Annotated in this window: 17 protein-coding genes; 15 read left to right on the forward strand and 2 right to left on the reverse strand. The window is 69.2% G+C overall.

The genetic code is table 11. The features are described 5' to 3' along the window. Positions 1-64: 64 nt before the first annotated feature. A complete protein-coding gene (locus ACFSVL_RS28555) occupies positions 65-1,123 on the reverse strand; it encodes a Gfo/Idh/MocA family oxidoreductase (protein ID WP_378308648.1) in 1,059 nt (352 codons plus the stop codon). A gap of 57 nt (positions 1,124-1,180) precedes the next feature. Here ACFSVL_RS28555 and ACFSVL_RS28560 point away from each other — a divergent pair, with 57 nt between their 5' ends. Continuing rightward, a complete protein-coding gene (locus ACFSVL_RS28560) occupies positions 1,181-2,248 on the forward strand; it encodes an ROK family transcriptional regulator (protein ID WP_378308649.1) in 1,068 nt (355 codons plus the stop codon). A gap of 35 nt (positions 2,249-2,283) precedes the next feature. Continuing rightward, positions 2,284-3,849, forward strand: coding sequence for a glycosyltransferase family 87 protein (locus ACFSVL_RS28565; RefSeq protein WP_378308650.1), 1,566 nt, complete (start codon positions 2,284-2,286; stop codon positions 3,847-3,849). 55 nt (positions 3,850-3,904) lie between these two features. Here the strand turns inward: ACFSVL_RS28565 and ACFSVL_RS28570 are convergent, their stop codons facing one another. Further along, the gene (locus ACFSVL_RS28570; RefSeq protein WP_037809070.1) at positions 3,905-4,678 is read right to left on the reverse strand and encodes a deoxyribonuclease IV; all 774 of its coding nucleotides are present in this window, start codon (positions 4,676-4,678) and stop codon (positions 3,905-3,907) included. 103 nt (positions 4,679-4,781) lie between these two features. On the opposite strand from ACFSVL_RS28570, the gene ACFSVL_RS28575 reads away from it, so the two are divergent. From ACFSVL_RS28575 to ACFSVL_RS28635, 13 genes are all read left to right on the forward strand, one after another. After that, complete coding sequence (locus ACFSVL_RS28575; RefSeq protein WP_378308651.1) at positions 4,782-5,606, forward strand: hypothetical protein; 825 nt, start codon at positions 4,782-4,784, stop codon at positions 5,604-5,606. 166 nt (positions 5,607-5,772) lie between these two features. Then, on the forward strand, positions 5,773-6,675 hold the full coding sequence (locus ACFSVL_RS28580) for a hypothetical protein (protein WP_378308652.1): 903 nt from the start codon (positions 5,773-5,775) through the stop codon (positions 6,673-6,675). A 136-nt stretch (positions 6,676-6,811) separates the two neighbouring features. Continuing rightward, positions 6,812-7,723 (forward strand): hypothetical protein, encoded by a 912-nt coding sequence (locus ACFSVL_RS28585; RefSeq protein WP_378308653.1) that lies wholly within the window; start codon positions 6,812-6,814, stop codon positions 7,721-7,723. Positions 7,724-7,824: 101 nt separating this feature from the next. Continuing rightward, the gene (gene rpsF / locus ACFSVL_RS28590; RefSeq protein WP_378308654.1) at positions 7,825-8,148 is read left to right on the forward strand and encodes a 30S ribosomal protein S6; all 324 of its coding nucleotides are present in this window, start codon (positions 7,825-7,827) and stop codon (positions 8,146-8,148) included. Positions 8,149-8,177: 29 nt separating this feature from the next. Beyond that, positions 8,178-8,708: a single-stranded DNA-binding protein gene (locus ACFSVL_RS28595; RefSeq protein ID WP_378308655.1), complete on the forward strand. Its 531-nt coding sequence runs from the start codon at positions 8,178-8,180 to the stop codon at positions 8,706-8,708. Between the two features lie 34 nt (positions 8,709-8,742). Further along, positions 8,743-8,991: a 30S ribosomal protein S18 gene (rpsR, locus tag ACFSVL_RS28600; protein WP_009085242.1), complete on the forward strand. Its 249-nt coding sequence runs from the start codon at positions 8,743-8,745 to the stop codon at positions 8,989-8,991. 14 nt (positions 8,992-9,005) lie between these two features. Then, positions 9,006-9,470, forward strand: coding sequence for a 50S ribosomal protein L9 (rplI, locus tag ACFSVL_RS28605; protein ID WP_378308656.1), 465 nt, complete (start codon positions 9,006-9,008; stop codon positions 9,468-9,470). A 195-nt stretch (positions 9,471-9,665) separates the two neighbouring features. Beyond that, a complete protein-coding gene (locus ACFSVL_RS28610) occupies positions 9,666-10,034 on the forward strand; it encodes a hypothetical protein (protein ID WP_378308657.1) in 369 nt (122 codons plus the stop codon). 7 nt (positions 10,035-10,041) lie between these two features. After that, positions 10,042-10,650 carry a DUF3558 domain-containing protein gene (locus ACFSVL_RS28615; protein WP_378308658.1) on the forward strand — a complete coding sequence of 203 codons (609 nt, stop codon included), beginning with the start codon at positions 10,042-10,044 and terminating at the stop codon, positions 10,648-10,650. A gap of 42 nt (positions 10,651-10,692) precedes the next feature. Then, positions 10,693-12,054, forward strand: coding sequence for a hypothetical protein (locus ACFSVL_RS28620; RefSeq protein ID WP_378308659.1), 1,362 nt, complete (start codon positions 10,693-10,695; stop codon positions 12,052-12,054). An 11-nt stretch (positions 12,055-12,065) separates the two neighbouring features. Further along, entirely contained in the window at positions 12,066-12,866 is an 801-nt protein-coding gene (locus ACFSVL_RS28625) for an ESX secretion-associated protein EspG (protein ID WP_378308660.1), read from the forward strand. A gap of 710 nt (positions 12,867-13,576) precedes the next feature. Then, positions 13,577-14,980, forward strand: coding sequence for a replicative DNA helicase (gene dnaB, locus ACFSVL_RS28630; protein ID WP_037809085.1), 1,404 nt, complete (start codon positions 13,577-13,579; stop codon positions 14,978-14,980). A gap of 314 nt (positions 14,981-15,294) precedes the next feature. Next, positions 15,295-15,603: a hypothetical protein gene (locus ACFSVL_RS28635; protein WP_378308661.1), complete on the forward strand. Its 309-nt coding sequence runs from the start codon at positions 15,295-15,297 to the stop codon at positions 15,601-15,603. Positions 15,604-15,693 lie beyond the last annotated feature (90 nt).

Genomic DNA, 15,693 nt, shown 5'->3' on the forward strand with positions numbered 1-15,693 from the left:
AAAGAGGCCGTGGCCGCGACGGTGGGGGGAGGCCGTCGCGGCCACGGCCGTTCAGAGGGCGGCTTCAGCCGCCGAGCGTGATCACACGGCCTTCGGCACCCGAGCGATGCGCGGCTTCGATCACCCGCAACGTCTCGACCGCGCTCGCCGGATCGACCGGGAAGTCCGCCTCGCCGCGCAGCGCGTCCCGGACCTTGGCGTAAAACGCTTCGTAGCAACCGGTTTCGGTCGGCACCACTTCGGTCTGGTCATTCACGCCGAGCCGTCCGGCGTCGGTTTCCGGCTCCACGCCCCAGCCGTCATCGCCGGGGCGGAGACCGGCTTTGATCTGCGGCTCCTGGACGTCGAGGCCGTATTTGGTGAACGTCGCCTGATCCCCGAGCACCCGGAAGCGCGGGTTGCGGGTGCCGGCGAGCGCGGACGACCACAGGTGCGACCGCACGCCATTCGCGTGGTGCAGGGCCACGAACACGTCGTCGTCCACCTGGACGCCGGGACGGCGTCGGTCGACCTCCGCGTAAACCTGGGTGACCGGGCCGAACAGCTGCAGCGCCTGGTCGACGATGTGCGCGCCGAGGTCGTAGAGCAGACCGCCCGCCTCGGCCGGGTCGCCGAACTCGCGCCAGTTGTCCTTGATCTTCGGCACCCAGCGGTCGTAGCGGGATTCAAAGCGGAAGACGGTGCCGAGCCGGCCGGAGTCGAGCACCTTGCCGACGGTGCGGAAATCCGAGTCCCAGCGGCGATTCTGAAACACCGTGAGACCGACGCCCTTGGCCTTCGCCGCGTCGACCACCCGCTGCGCTTCGGCCGCGGTCGGCGCGAACGGCTTGTCCACGACCACCGGCAGCCCGGCCTCGATCGCGCGGAGGGCGAGCGGCACGTGCGTGCGGTTCGGCGTGGTCACCACGACCAGGTCGAGGTCACCCGCGCGGGCGAAAAGCTCGTCCGCGTCCGGGACCACCTCGGCATCGGGATGCTCGGCGTGCGCCTGCGCGGCCCGGTCCGGATTCCCGGTCACCAGCACGGCCGGGACCAGGCCCGGCGTCGCCGCGACCAGCGGCGCGTGGAAGATCCGGCCGCCGATCCCGTACCCGAGGATGCCGACCCGCGCGTCATCAGCCATGACCCCTATTAAACAACACTGTTGCGTAATGGGCCACCCGTCCGAGATGATCGGCCGATGGCGGAAACCGGCGTCAACCTGCGCGGGCTGCGACGCCACAACCGCGCGCTGCTGCTCGGGCACATCCTGCGCGCGGGCGGGCTGAGCCGGGTCGAGCTGGCACAGCGGTCCGGGCTGACCCAGCAGGCCGTGTCGAAAATCGTGTCCGACCTGCTGCCGGAAGGGCTGCTGGACGTCGAACGCGCACCCGCGGCCGGCGTCGGCAAACCGCGCACGATGCTGCGGCTGCGCGCGGAAGCCCGCTGCGCACTGGGCGCGCAGCTCGACCGGGACGGCTACCTCGTGCTGCGCACCGGGTTGACCGGCGAGGTCGAGGACATCGTGGAAGGCCCGCTGCCGATCGGGTTCAGCCCGGAGGTCGCGGTCACCGCGATCGCCGACGGGGTGCGCAAACTGCTCGCCGACGTCGATCCGGCGCGGGTGCTCGGGCTCGGCGTCGGCGCGGTGGGACCGCTCGACCACCGCGCGGGCCGGGTTCGCGACGCCACGAACATGCCCGGCTGGCACGACGTTCCGCTGCGCGATCTCCTCGCCGAACGCACCGGCTTAACCGTCACGCTGGACAAAAACACCAACTCCGCCGCCTTCGCACACGCCTGGCCGGAGGAGACCGCGGCGGCGACCGCGGTGGTGCTCGTCGGCACCGGAATCGGCGTCGGCTTGCTGATCGACGGGCGCGTTTACCGAGGTCCGCGCACCAACGCGGGTGAGTTCGGCCACACCACCATCGCCTACGCCGGGCCGCGCTGCGCCTGCGGACGCCGCGGCTGCGTCGAGGTGATGCACCGCGCCGCGGGCACCCCGCACGACGCCGCCCGGCTGCTCGGCATCGGGCTCGCCGACCTGGTGCAGGTGCTCGACCTCGAACGGATTGTCCTGTTCGGACGGACCGTGCGCGGCGCGCCGGAGATCTACCGGGAAACCGTCGCCGGGCAGCTGCGCGACCTGCTCCCGGTGCCGTATTGGCAGCGGATTGACGTCGAACTGAGCGACCTCGACGAGGAGGCGGTGGCCCTCGGCGCGGCTTTCGAGGTGCTTGCCGGGTTCTACGAGGATCCGAAATGACCGGCACCCCACCCGCGGACCGATAGCATCCCGACGTGTCCCGCGTCTCCGACCCCGCCGACGAGCCGGATTCGGCTCCCCGCACGCTGACCCCGGCGGAGCGAATCGCCCCCAGCCGGCACGACCCGCTGGTGGCCGCGGCGACGAGACCCATCGGCGGGCCGATCGGCACGCACGCGGCGGTGGGCAGGCAGTGGTTCTGGTCGCCGCAGCGCGTCGGGCTCGCGATGGCCGTGCTCGCGCTGGTGCTGTGCTGGTTCGGCAAGGCCTCCTGCATCCAGCAGTACAGCGACTCCAGCGGAGCGCATCAGCTCGACTGGCGTTCCGGCCGCCCGTTCGTCGCCATGTGCTACTCCGACATCGTCCCGCTCTACAGCTCGGAGAAGCTCGACGATTCGCGCACCTTCCCGTATGTCACGTCGTGGCAGGAGGACTCGCAGACCGCGGAGAACCAGACCCGGTACATGGAGTACCCGGTGGTCACCGGCCTGTTCCAGTGGATCAACGCGAAACTCGCGGCGGGCTGGACCTCGGTCGCGAACGCCGGCTGGCTGCCCGGCGCGCTGCCGGTGGCGATCTACTTCAACATCTCCGCGTTCTGGCTCGCGCTCGCCTGGCTGGTCACCGTGTGGGCCACCGGGCGGACGACGAAACGCCGGCCGTGGGACGCGGTGCTCGTCGCCGTCTCGCCGCTGGTACTGGTCCATACCTTTACGAACTTCGACGCGCTCGCCACCGCGGCCACCGCCGCCGGGATCCTGGCCTGGTCGCGAAAACGCCCGGAGGTCGCCGGAGTCCTCTTCGGACTCGGCGTGGCCACCAAGCTGTATCCCTTGTTACTGCTCGGCGTGCTGTTCCTGTTGTGCCTGCGGGCCGGGAGACTGCGCGCGTGGAGCCGGACCGCGGCGTTCACCGTGCTGGCCTGGCTGGTGGTGAACGTCCCGTTCATCGTGGTCGCGCCGCGCGGCTGGTGGGAGTTCTTCCGGCTCAACACCTTGCGCCCGATGGACCCGGATTCGCTCTACAACGTGGTCTCCTACGCCACCGGCTGGGCGGGCTTCGACGGCGTCCTCCAAAAAGGACAGTCGCCGACCGTGCTGAACATCGTGGTCGCGGTGCTGTTCCTGGCCTGCTGCGCGGGGATCGCGTACGTCGCGCTCACCGCGCCACGCCGGCCGCGGTTCGGGCAGCTGGCCTTCCTGATCGTGGCGGCGTTCCTGCTCACGAACAAGGTGTGGAGCCCGCAGTACTCGCTGTGGCTCGTGCCGCTGGCGGTACTGGCGATCCCGCGCTGGCGGCTGCTGCTGGGCTGGATGATCATCGACGCGGCCGTGTGGGCGCCGCGGATGTTCTATTACCTCGGCGTCGACCACAAAGGACTGCCCGCGGGCTGGTTCCTCGGCGGCGTGGTGATCCGCGACCTCGCCGTGGCCGGACTGTGCGTGCTGGTGGTCCGCGAGATCTACCGGCCGCGCACCGACCTGGTCCGGCTTTCCGGCGACGACGACCCGGCGGGCGGCGTGCTGGACCGGGCCCGCGACAAAGTCACCTTCGCCGCCTTCCGCCGCTCCCGCACCGACGCTGAGCAGCCGGTCTCGTGATCCGTGAAGGACTCCTTGAAGGAATCTGATTCCCTCAAGGAGTCCTTCACGGACTTCAGGCGAGCTGTTTGCGCAGGTAAGCGATGTCGGCGGCCTGGCCTTCACCCGGCGTCTCGACGACCACCGGCGCACCGGCCTGGCGCACGACTTCAGCCAGCAGTTCCGGCTCGATCGTGCCGTCGCCGTCGACCACCGACGCGTGCCGGTCGCGGTTGGAACCGTGCTCGTCGCGGGAGTTGTTGCAGTGCACGAGGTCGATCCGGCCGGTGATGGCCTTGACCTTCTCCACCGCGGTCGCGAGGTCCCAGCCCGCCGCGTAGGCGTGGCAGGTGTCGAGGCAGAAGCCCGCGCCGAACTCGCCGACCTTGTCCCACAGCCGGGCGATCACGTCGAGTTCGCGGGTCATCGCGTTGTCGCCGCCCGCGGTGTTCTCGATCAGGATCGGCACCGCGAAACCGCCCTTCTCCGCTTCTCGCTCGAAGAGCTTGCGCCAGTTGACCAATCCCTCCTCGACGTCGTCGCCCGCCCCGACGTGCCCGCCGTGCACGATCAGGCCCTTCGCGCCGATCGCGGCGGCCCCGTCGGCGTGCTGGGTGACGTTCTTGCGGGACGGAATCCGGATCCGGTTGTTCTTGGACGCGACGTTGATCAGGTACGGCGCGTGGATGAACACCTCGACCGGGGAGGCCTTGATCTCCTCGCCGTGCGGATGCGGTTTCGGTGCCTTCCACCCCTGCGGGTCGGAGAGGAAGAACTGGACGACGTCGGCTTCTCGCTCGGCGACGGCGGCCAGCGGATCGTCGTCGCGGACATGGGCGCCAATCTGCATGCCCTGACGCTACTACCGGGCGAATCTCCCCCTTCCGGCCCAGTTGGTGACGCTCGTGGAGTACCGTGAGCGCGTTCCGTGATCCAGTCGGGGGAGGAAAGGCATGCGGAAACGCGCTGGACGGATGACCGCGCTCGGAGTCGCGCTCGCGGCACCGCTGCTGTCCGCGGCTCTGGCATTTCCCGCCACGGCGTCCGCCGATCCGAATCCGACCGTCACCGGCGATTGCGAATCCACGCTGCAGAACGGCAAGAACGGCACCGGCCTCGCCCTCGACGCGGGCGCTCCGCTCAACGCGCCGAACCGGGTGACGGTCGGCCTCGATTCGAAGGCCAAGCAGGCCGACGGCAACAACACGCTGCTCAACGTCCCGGTCGGCGACACTGTGCGAGCGCTGGGCGTCGGCGAGGTCCCCGTCGTCGGCGAAACGGCCGCGAAGGACACTTGCCCGTTCGTGCAGGCCGCGGGGAACGGCGTCGGCAACACAACCCAGGCACTGGTCGGGGGGCTTCCCGGCACCCCGCTCCCCACTCCGCCGCCGACTCCCAAGCCGCCGAACCCCACTCCGCACCCGCCGTCCCCGGCTCCCGGCCCCGGCGGCCCAGGCCAGCCCGCCCCCGGCGGCGACTCGCTCGGCCCGGTGACCACCGGCGGCGGACTGTCCGGCCTCGGCTCGGTGTCCGGCATCTTCACCGGGGCCGCGATGCTGCCGGCGAGCTTCGTGCAGGCCCCGATCGTCACCCAGGTCGTCCCCGGCCAGCTGCCGCAGGGCCAGGTGCCGACGGTCGACGCCAAGAAGTCCGGCACCGCCGAGGCGCTGCCCGCGGCCAACCCGCCCGCCCGGCTGCCGCTGCTCATCGCCGTGCTGGCGCTCGCGATGGTGGCCGCCGCGCTGGTGCGTGCGTGGCTGCGCCGCAAGCCCGCCTGACTCTCACCCTGAGTAGCGCCCGCTTCCACCCGAATGCCTGACCTCGGAGGGGAGGCGGGCGTTACTCGTCTTCGTTACCGTCGTTGTCCTCAGCAAGCAGGTTCTCCCGGACTCGGCGAAAGGGTCGACGGCCATGCAGCAGCACCGGGCACGGAGGGCAACCGCAGTGGGTGCCGCCGCTTTCGTCCTGGCCGGCTCCGCCGCGCTCGCCGCTCCCGGCACCGCGTCCGCGGACACCCTGACCGCGAAGTGCGGTTCCACCATCTCCGCGAAACCGGGCGACCACGTCAAGGCGACCACCCCGCTGCTCGGCATCCCGCTGGACCTCGGCATCGTCGGACAGGTCTCGGGCGTGCTCACCGGCACCATCGACGCTCTGCTGGGCACGGTCTGCAAGGTCACGGTGAACGTGGTCAACACCGTCGTCGCGCCGGTCCCGGTGATCGGCGCGCCCGCCGCGAGCGCGGTCAACGGCGCCGTCGCGGGCACCACGAACACGGCCCGGCAGGGCGTCGCCGCGGTCAGCCAGGGCTTCACCGGCAGCCAGCCGGGCAAGCAGAACCCGGGCCCGAACCCGCAGCAGCCGCCGGGCGGCAATGGCGGCACCCCGCAGCAGGGCGGTGCACCGGGGCAATCCCAGATGCCCGGTTCGACCAGCCCGGTGCTCGGCGACTACGGCGGCAATGGCGGCGGGGCCGCACCGTTCTCGGCGTTCCTGCCGAATTTCGGCAATTTGTCGTACGGCTACAGCACCGGATACGCGCCGATGCGCGACTACAGCGGTATCCCGATGGCGATGGCCGGGTTGTTCAGCCCGTCGCCGTCGCTCCGGTACGGCAGCCAGATCCCGGGTTACGCGCCGCAGTACGGCGTCGCCAACCCGGACGGCACGGCGGGCGGCGATCGCACCGTGCAGAACGCCGGTAACGCCGAAGCACTGCCGGGCACCGGCGGCAACCACACGAACGGGTTGGACTGGCCAGTTCTGGTGGCAGTTTTGGCACTCTCCGGAGTCAGCGCGGGCCTGGTCCGCACCTGGGTGCTCCGCCGAATGGCCGCTACGAGTTAGCCCACCCCGCCCCACCACCACCTCAACGGAGCGGCTTCGCCGCACTGTGTTGGCACAGCACCAGTATCTTTACCGGGGTCCACTCGTTGTTCCTGATGCGACGAACCATGCCCACGGACCCCGGAGGATAGCGCTCGTGCGGAAAATCCCCACCTGGAAGCGAACCCGTCGAGCACTCACCGTCACCGCTCTCGCCGCCCTCTTCACCGGCGGCACGTTCCTGGGCACCGGCACCGCGTCCGCCGCGACCACGCTCGCGAACCAGTGCAAGGGCTCGGTCACCGGCGGCATGGGCGATTCGGTCGCCGTGCCCGGCTCGGCGGTCAAGGAGATCGTCCGCCAGTCAGCCAAGAACCAGGTGACGTTCTGGAGTTTGGCCACCGTCTGGCCGGACTCGCTGGCGAACGCCATCGCGAACAAGGGCAACCTGCAGGTCGGTGCGATCCCGAACGCCGCGGGCGGCACGATCGGCGGAGACGCGATCGGCCAGGTCGTCTCGAACGCGCTGAAGAACGAATGGGGACTCGGCGTTCTGCCGGACACCAAGACCAAGGTGCTGAACGGGATCCGCACCGGGGTGGCCTCCGCGTGCGGGCTGACCACGGTCGCGAACAACTACCAGGCGCCGTCGTCTCCCAGCTCCTCCTCGAACGGCGGCAGCCAGTCGAACGGCAACACGCCGACGCAGAACGGCGGCGGCTCGCTCGGCAACTACCAGCCGGGCTCCACCGGCGTCGCCGCGCCGCGCGACTACGGCAACATCCCGACCGCGACCCCGGGCAACCCCGGCGTGCTGGGCACCGCGATCGCCCCCGGCGCGCGCTACGGCTCGCTGCCCGGTTCCGGCGCGCTGCCGCAGCAGCCGTCGGCCGGACAGGACCCGCAGGGACAGCAGGGCCCGGACATCCGCAACGCGGGCAACGCCGAAGCGCTGGCGAGCCAGGGCGGGAACTCGGACGTCCAGCTGCCGATGCTGCTCGCGGTGATCGTGCTGGCCGGCGTCACCGCCGGGCTGGTCCGCACCTGGGTGCTGCGCCGCGTCAGCTGACCCGCCGCGCCGGACTGTCGGACCCGCCGGGTACGCTTACCTGGACAAACCCTCCTGTCACGGAACCGCCGTGACCGCGAGCCCATAGGAGGTGAGTGGTTATGTCACGCCATTACGAGGTAATGGTCATCCTGGACCCGACGCTCGACGAGCGTACGGTCGCGCCCACGCTGGACAACTTCCTCAACGTGATCCGCACTTCGGGCGGAAGCGTCGAGAAGGTCGACGTGTGGGGCCGTCGTCGTCTCGCGTACGAGATCAAGAAGAACGCCGAGGGCATCTACGCGCTGCTGGACCTGAACTCCACGGCCGACGCCGTCAAGGAGCTGGACCGCCAGCTGTCGCTGCAGGAAACCGTCCTGCGCACCAAGGTCATGCGCCGCGAGGTCAAGCCCGCGGCCAAGCCCGCGCCCGCCAAGGCCTGATCCGAGCCCGATCCGAAGGGACGCCATCCGTGGCTGGAGACACCGTCATCACCGTGGTCGGGAACCTCACGTCCGACCCGGAGCTGCGCTTCACCCCGTCCGGTGCGGCGGTCGCGAACTTCACCGTCGCGTCCACCCCGCGCACGCTCGATCGCCAGAGCGGCGAGTGGAAGGACGGCGAGGCGCTGTTCCTGCGCTGCAACATCTGGCGACAGGCGGCGGAGAACGTCGCCGAGTCGCTCACGCGGGGCGCCCGCGTGGTGGTGCAGGGCCGGCTGAAGCAGCGGTCGTTCGAGACCAAGGAAGGCGAGAAGCGCACCGTCGTCGAACTCGAGGTCGACGAGATCGGCCCGTCGCTGCGCTACGCGACAGCGAAGGTCAACAAGGTCAGCCGCGGTGGCGGCGGCGGTGGTGACTTCGGCGGCGGAGGCGGCGGCTTCAGCGGAGGCGGCGGAAACCGCGGCGGCGGAGGCAACAGCGCGCCCGCCGACGACCCGTGGGGTTCGGCACCGGCCGCCAGCAGCGGCGGCGGAGGCTTCTCCGACGAACCCCCGTTCTGATCTCATCTCTTTCTAGAATTCCAGGAGTACAACAGTGGCCAAGCCACCCATTCGCAAGCCCAAGAAGAAGGTCTGCGTGTTCTGCAAGGCCGAGAAGAAGGGCCGCCCGGAAACGATCGACTACAAGGACACCAACCTGCTGCGGAAGTACATTTCCGACCGCGGCAAGATCCGTGCCCGTCGCGTCACCGGCAACTGCAGCCAGCACCAGCGCGACATCGCCATCGCGGTGAAGAACTCGCGCGAGATGGCGCTGCTGCCCTACACGTCCACCGCGCGCTGAGGGGAGCACTAGTCATGGCGAAGATCATTCTCACCACCGACGTGGCGAACCTCGGCGGCCCCGGCGACATCGTCGAGGTCAAGGACGGATACGCCCGCAACTACCTGCTGCCGCGCGGCTACGCCATCGTGGCCAGCAAGGGCGCGGAGAAGAACGTGCGCACGATCCAGCGCGCGCAGGAATCCCGCCGCATCCGCGACCTCGACCACGCCAAGGAGATCAAGGCGACGCTCGAGAGCCTCGGCGCGATCCAGCTGACCGGCAAGGCCGCGGCGGGCTCGAAGAAGCTGTTCGGCTCGATCACCGCCGGCGAGATCGTCGACGCGATCAAGGCACAGGGCGGCCCGCTGCTCGACAAGCGCGTCCTCGACCTGCGCGACCACATCAAGACGGTCGGCAAGCACTCGGTCAACGCCCGCCTGCACCCGAACGTGAAGGTGGACGTCCGGCTCGAGGTCAAGGCCACGGCCGCGAACTGACGCTCGCGTCTTTTTCCGCGAAACCGCCCCCGGGACTTCTCCCGGGGGCGGTTTCGTTTCGGCGGTCTTCCCGCAGCTCGCACGTGGTCTCGAAAGAACTGAACGCTCAGCGGGAACCAACGGGCGTGCGTTACCATCCAACATGCTGATCTCGCCGCTTGGGGAGCGAGAACTGTGCCAAAGGGGGTCACCCGGATGTCCGACGTACCACCGCCCGCGCCGATCATGGTCGGCGGATACGGATCCGCAGGCGGGTACAAGTTCAGCGAGGACGAGGTCGACTCGGTCATCAAGCAGTGGGAAGACCTGCTCGCCCACCTGAACGACGACCTCGCCGACGCGAACAACATCAAGAACGTGAAGCCTCCCGCCGCGGAGTTCGCCAGCGAGGACTTCGTCAACAAGGGCGCGAACCCATCCGGCGATACCCTGCTCAAGCAGCACGAGCGCATGCGCGACTACGTTTCCAACTTCATCACCGCGCTGCGCGCCGCCAAGAACAAGATCTCCGTCGCGGAGCAGGAAAGCCGCGACCAGATGAACCAGCAGGCAAAGGGAGTCTGAGCACCAGATGCCGCACCGCACCGTCCGACTCGCCGCCGCTGCCGTCGCCACTATCGGCTTGCTCGCCGCCTCCGCCTGCGGCGGTGAGACCGGCGGGACCGGAGGAACGACTCAGCCGCCGGCAGGCTCGAGCGCTCCGGCCGACGGCGGCGGCTCGGGACCCAAGGTCCCCTCCCCGCTGCCTACCAAGGACTTGATCGCCAACCCGTGCAGCGTGCTCAACGCCGCGGAGGCAGAGCAGGTCGGTCTCAAGTATCCCGGCGAGAAGAGCACCGGCGTGCTGAACGGTTGCCGCTGGACCTCCTCTGGAAGCAACCAGAACTTCGTCAACAACACGCCGATCGAGGAAAACAAGCGCGGGATCAGCGACATCTACGACCAGAAGGCCAAGCAGGCTTACTTCGAGCCCACCACGGTCAACGGCTACCCGGCCGTCTTCGCGGGTACCGAGGACAGCCGTGCGAACGGCATCTGCACCCTCTGGGTCGGCGTCACCGACCAGCTCGCCGTCTCGGTCCTCCCGAACATCAGCATGGGTTCGAACAAGAAGGACCCCTGCAGCATCGCGAAGAAGTTCGCCACCGCGATGATCGGACATCTCCAGGGGGCGTCGTGATCGTCACTCGACCTCTGCCCAGCACGGAAGGAATGGCTCATCATGGGGAATGACGCCAATACCGTAGGCAAAGAGCTGAAAGGCATGGCCATCGGGGCCGGGACCGGGGCCGCCATCGGGTCGGTCGTGCCCGGCGTCGGTACCGCGGTCGGCGCGGGCGTCGGTGCCGTTGTCGGCGGCCTGGTCGGCCTGTTCAGCGGCGGTCCCGAGGCCCAGAAAATGTCGGCGGACCTCGGCGGCCGCTCGATCGACGCGTACACGATCTACGAGAAGATCAACGCGGGCAACACGAGCTCGCTCGACACCGGGGTCGCGTCGGCCAAGACTCTCGGGGCGGCCCACGACAAGCGGGCGACCGAGATCGACAATCTGAACAAGAAGATGGACGCGGCCTGGCAGGGCGGCGGCGCCTCCGCGGCACAGGCGGGCGCGCACCCGCTCAAGACCTGGCTCGAGGACTCCGTCCAGAACCTGAACAAGAGCCACACCTACCTCAACACCCAGGCCGACTGCTTCCACACGGTCAAGGGCAAGGTGCAGGAGCTGCCCAAGGATCCGCCGTCGGCCGGATTCCTCGACGGGATCAACCCGTTGAGCGACAAAGACGACGAGATCAACAAGTACAACGACAACAGCAAGGCCAACGTCCAGGCGTACACGAACTACTTCAACGCCAGCGGGCAGAACGCGGGCCAGTTGCCGCAGTACAGCGCCTGGCAGGGCAACAACCTCTCCAACGGCAGCGGCGATCCCGGCAAGTTCGGCGGTGGCGGCGGCAGCACCATGCCGGGCGGCGTCGGCGGTGGCGGCGGTGGCGGCAGCTTCTCGCCGCCCAACGTGGACACGCCCAAGTTCGACCCGAACGGGCCCGGATCGCACTCGAACGTGCCGGGCGGTCCGGGCCACTTCACTGACCCGAACGGTCCGGGCAAGTTCACCCCGGGCGGACCGGGCAGCTACACCCCTGGCGACGGGACTTCGACCTCGGGCTGGACGCCTCCGACGACGGACCCGTCGAAATTCAACCCCAGCACGTTCGGGCCAACCGGCGGCGGAGCGGGCCAGTTCGGTCCCGGCGGCGGCGGGGGCGCGGGCAGCGGCGCGGCCTTCGGTCCCGGCGCGTTCGGCGGCGCGGGCTTCGGTCCCGGCGGCGCCGGTTCCGGTGCGGCCGCGGGCGGCATGGCCGGCGGCGCGGGTGCTGGCGCTGGCGCTGGAGCCGGCGGCATGCGCGGCGGCGCGGCGGGCAAAGCCGGTGCGGCCGGAATGGGCGGCATGGGCGCTGGCGCCAAGGGCGGCAAGGGCCAGGAGGACGAGGAACACCAGACCAAGTACCTGGTGGAAGAGGACGCCAACGAGATCTTCGGGTCTGATCAGCTGACCGTTCCGCCGGTCATCGGTGAATGAGGACAGGCACAGTGATCACTCTCGACGCGCCAACCCGCTTCACCCTGCTCACCTTGTGCAACCTGATCAAGCGCCGCGGCGGGGAACCGCACCAGGTCATCGCCGACGCGGCGACGTTCTACGACCCGACGGCTGACCGGCGCATCGACCAGGACGTCAACGCCGTGCTGACCGAGGCCGGGCTGATGGGCCCCCGGGGGATGGATCGCGACCTGCTCGCGCTGATCGAGTCCATCTCGCACCCGCAGATCGAGTACTACGGCTGGTTCGACGGGACGTTCGAGGACGACAGCCCGTCGAACTACGGCGCGCTGGTCGGAAGCGGCAACGGCGGCGGCTTCGGCCTGATCCGGGTCCAAGGCGAGCAGGTGGTGACGGTCACCCGCCAGCGACCGGACCTGCTGCTGCAGACGTTTCTCGATCTCATCCCGGCAGGCAAGGCATCGAACGGGCAGACGCTCATCACCAGCCGGGCCGAGTACGAGAGCGGCCGGGCGGCAGGCTCGGACGAAGTCCCGCAGGGCTCCATCATGCGCGGCGGCGGTCAGCGGAACGAAAGCGTGGCTCCGCTCAAAGAGATCCAGCGGATCCTGAAACTGCCGCGCACCGGAAGCGGCGCGCTGTACGTCGCGGCCCGGCCGCAGGGCGGACGTCGGCGGCGGATGCCCAAGCCGGTCAACTTCATCGACACCAGCGAAGGCCGGTGGCTGATGGAGGAGCGGCCAGGGAAAGAGCCGCTCATCGTGTTCACGCCTGGCACTCAGCAGGCGATCTCCGAACGGCTCCGCCAAGCTCAAAGCGCGTTGGGCTGACCCTTCGAGCGTTACTCCGGGTGGGGTTCCCGGCACGGCACCGCGAGGTGTCCGGCCGGTGAACCTCACCCGGTTTCGCGTTTGCACGCGGTTAACCTGCGCTTTTGCCCGGTTGCTCACTGTGCGCGACCGTCGGCTAGGCCGCGTGGGGAATTCTCCTTCGTTCAGCCCATCGAGTCAGTGATCTACCGTGCGTAGCAACCATCCACAGGCCGGTGGACTGCCGCCGGTGCGACACGCCGAAGAACCAGTTCGGCACGACACGCCGGATGAGTTTTCGCGAAGTTCTCCACAGTCTCTACACAGGGTTTGACCTGCGGGTTCTCTGAAGCCGATCAGCACTGTCCCCACTTTGTCCACAGGCTTACCGGCACCTGTGATTCGTTGCCCCCAGTCATCCACAGGTTGTCCACAGGACGGTCAACACCCGGAATTGCGCTCGTCCTTCCGGGGGATCTAGCGTGCCTTCGCGCCCAGTACTCCCGGTGGCCCCGCGTGGCGGTCATCGGCGCGGGGAACCGCCCGGTCCATCATCGAAGAGGACCGGACGGGCGACTGGGAAAGCCGGGCCGACTCCGGCATACTCGAACAGGTGTTCGCATGAACCGGTCTCCGGATGAGCCGGGCGGACGCCGTTCGGCACAGGACAGGCGCACGCGAGACAACGGGGACGGCCGGAAGCACGGCCGGGCGAGGGAGGTGTCCGGGCAGTGGCGGTGACCGATGACCGCGGTCCGGCGTACGCGGAGTCCGATCCGGGTCCGAGCGACCCCGGCCCTGGCGGGTTCGACCGCCAGCCGCCGCAGGACATCGCGGCGGAGCAGTCGGTGCTCGGCGGCATGCTGCTGTCGAAGGACGCGGTCGCCGACGTCATCGAGGCGCTCGGCCCCGGCGACTTCTACCGGCCCGCGCACCAGGCCGTGTACGACTGCATCCTCGATCTCTACGGCCGCGGCGAACCGGCCGACCCGATCACCGTGGCGGCCGAACTGGAGCGACGCGGCGAACTCGGCCGTGTCGGCGGCGCGCCGTACCTGCACACGCTCATCGCGACCGTGCCGACGGCGGCGAACGCGGGCTACTACGCGGAGATCGTGTCCGAGAAGGCAGTGCTGCGCCGGCTCGTGGAAGCGGGCACGCGCATCGTGCAGTACGGCTACGGCGCGGCCGCGGCCGACGGCGCGAACATCGACGAGGTCGTCGACCGCGCACAGGCCGCGATCTACGACGTCACCGAACGCCGCACGAGCGAGGACTACGTCGCGCTGGAGGACCTGCTCCAGCCGACCATGGACGAGATCGACGCGATCGCCTCGCGCGGCGGCCAGTCCCAGGGCATCCCGACCGGCTTCGCCGACTTCGACGAGCTGACCAACGGCCTGCACCCCGGGCAGATGATCATCGTCGCGGCCCGCCCCGGTGTCGGTAAGTCGACTCTTGGGCTGGACTTCGTCCGCTCCGCGTCCATCAAGCACGGCCTGACCAGCGTCATCTTCTCGCTGGAAATGAGCCGCACCGAGATCGTGATGCGCATGCTGTCGGCCGAGGCGAAAATCCGCCTCGCCGACATGCGCGGCGGCAAGATGTCCGACGACGACTGGACGCGGCTGGCCCGCCGGATGAGCGAGGTGTCCGAGGCCCCGCTGTTCGTCGACGACTCGCCGAACATGACGATGATGGAGATCCGCGCGAAGGCCCGCCGGCTCAAGCAGCGGCACGACCTGAAGCTCGTGGTCGTCGACTATCTGCAGCTGATGACGTCCGGCAAGCGCGTCGAATCGCGGCAGCAGGAGGTGTCGGAGTTCTCCCGTCAGCTGAAGCTGCTGGCGAAGGAGATCGAGGTGCCGGTGATCGCGATCTCCCAGCTGAACCGTGGTCCGGAACAACGCACCGACAAGAAGCCGATGCTGTCCGACCTGCGTGAATCCGGTTCGCTGGAGCAGGACGCGGACATCGTCATCCTGATCAACCGCCCGGACGCGTGGGAACGCGACGACCCGCGCGCCGGCGAGGCCGACCTGATCCTGGCGAAGCACCGTGCCGGTCCGACGAGCACGATCGTGGTCGCGCACCAGCTGCACTACAGCCGGTTCGCCGACCTGGCCCACGACTGACAGCGACCCGGATCCGGGGTCACGCTGCTGCTGCGGAGTATCAGCCATGCTGAGCGAGCAGCCCGGGACTGTCGTCCGTCGTATCGGTGGCGTGCCCGTGCGCGTATCGACGCACCGAGCGTGCTCTGACCAGCGGATTGCTGGTGAATTCGGGTTGAGTTGAGCGCGACACCGGGAAATCCGGGTGATCCTGAGTAGTTGTACCTGGGTGGTTTGCGTAGTCGGCCCCAGCGCGTCATCGCTCTTGCGTTGTAGCGTCAGAGTGCTTCACTAAGCACAGACAGCGACCACCGACAAGGCCTGGGGAGGACTTGATGGGGTTCACGACGGTGCCGGATGCGCTCCGCTCCGCAGGCCGGGCCGGGCAGACAGCGGTCGGCGAGATCCGCGCCGCGGACTGCGGAACACCCGTCAACGGCGTCACCGCTGCGCTGCCCGGCGCAAAAGCCGCGGCTGCGGCGGGAGAGTTCGCGAGTTCATGGGCGGCGACGCTGACTACCTGGTGCAACGACGCCGGTGGACACGCCGCGGCACTCGACAAAGCCGCGACCGCTTACCGCGCGGGCGACGAACACGCCCGCGACGCCTTGCCGGACGAGCACAAGATGCACGGACCCCGCTGATGGCTTCAGTCAGCGACGTCAAGCGGTGGAACGCCGCGGCTCTCAACGAGATCGCTGCGACCATGCAGCAGCGGGAACAAGTGCTGATCA

This window comes from Amycolatopsis silviterrae (assembly GCF_042684085.1).
GTDB lineage: Bacteria > Actinomycetota > Actinomycetes > Mycobacteriales > Pseudonocardiaceae > Amycolatopsis > Amycolatopsis silviterrae.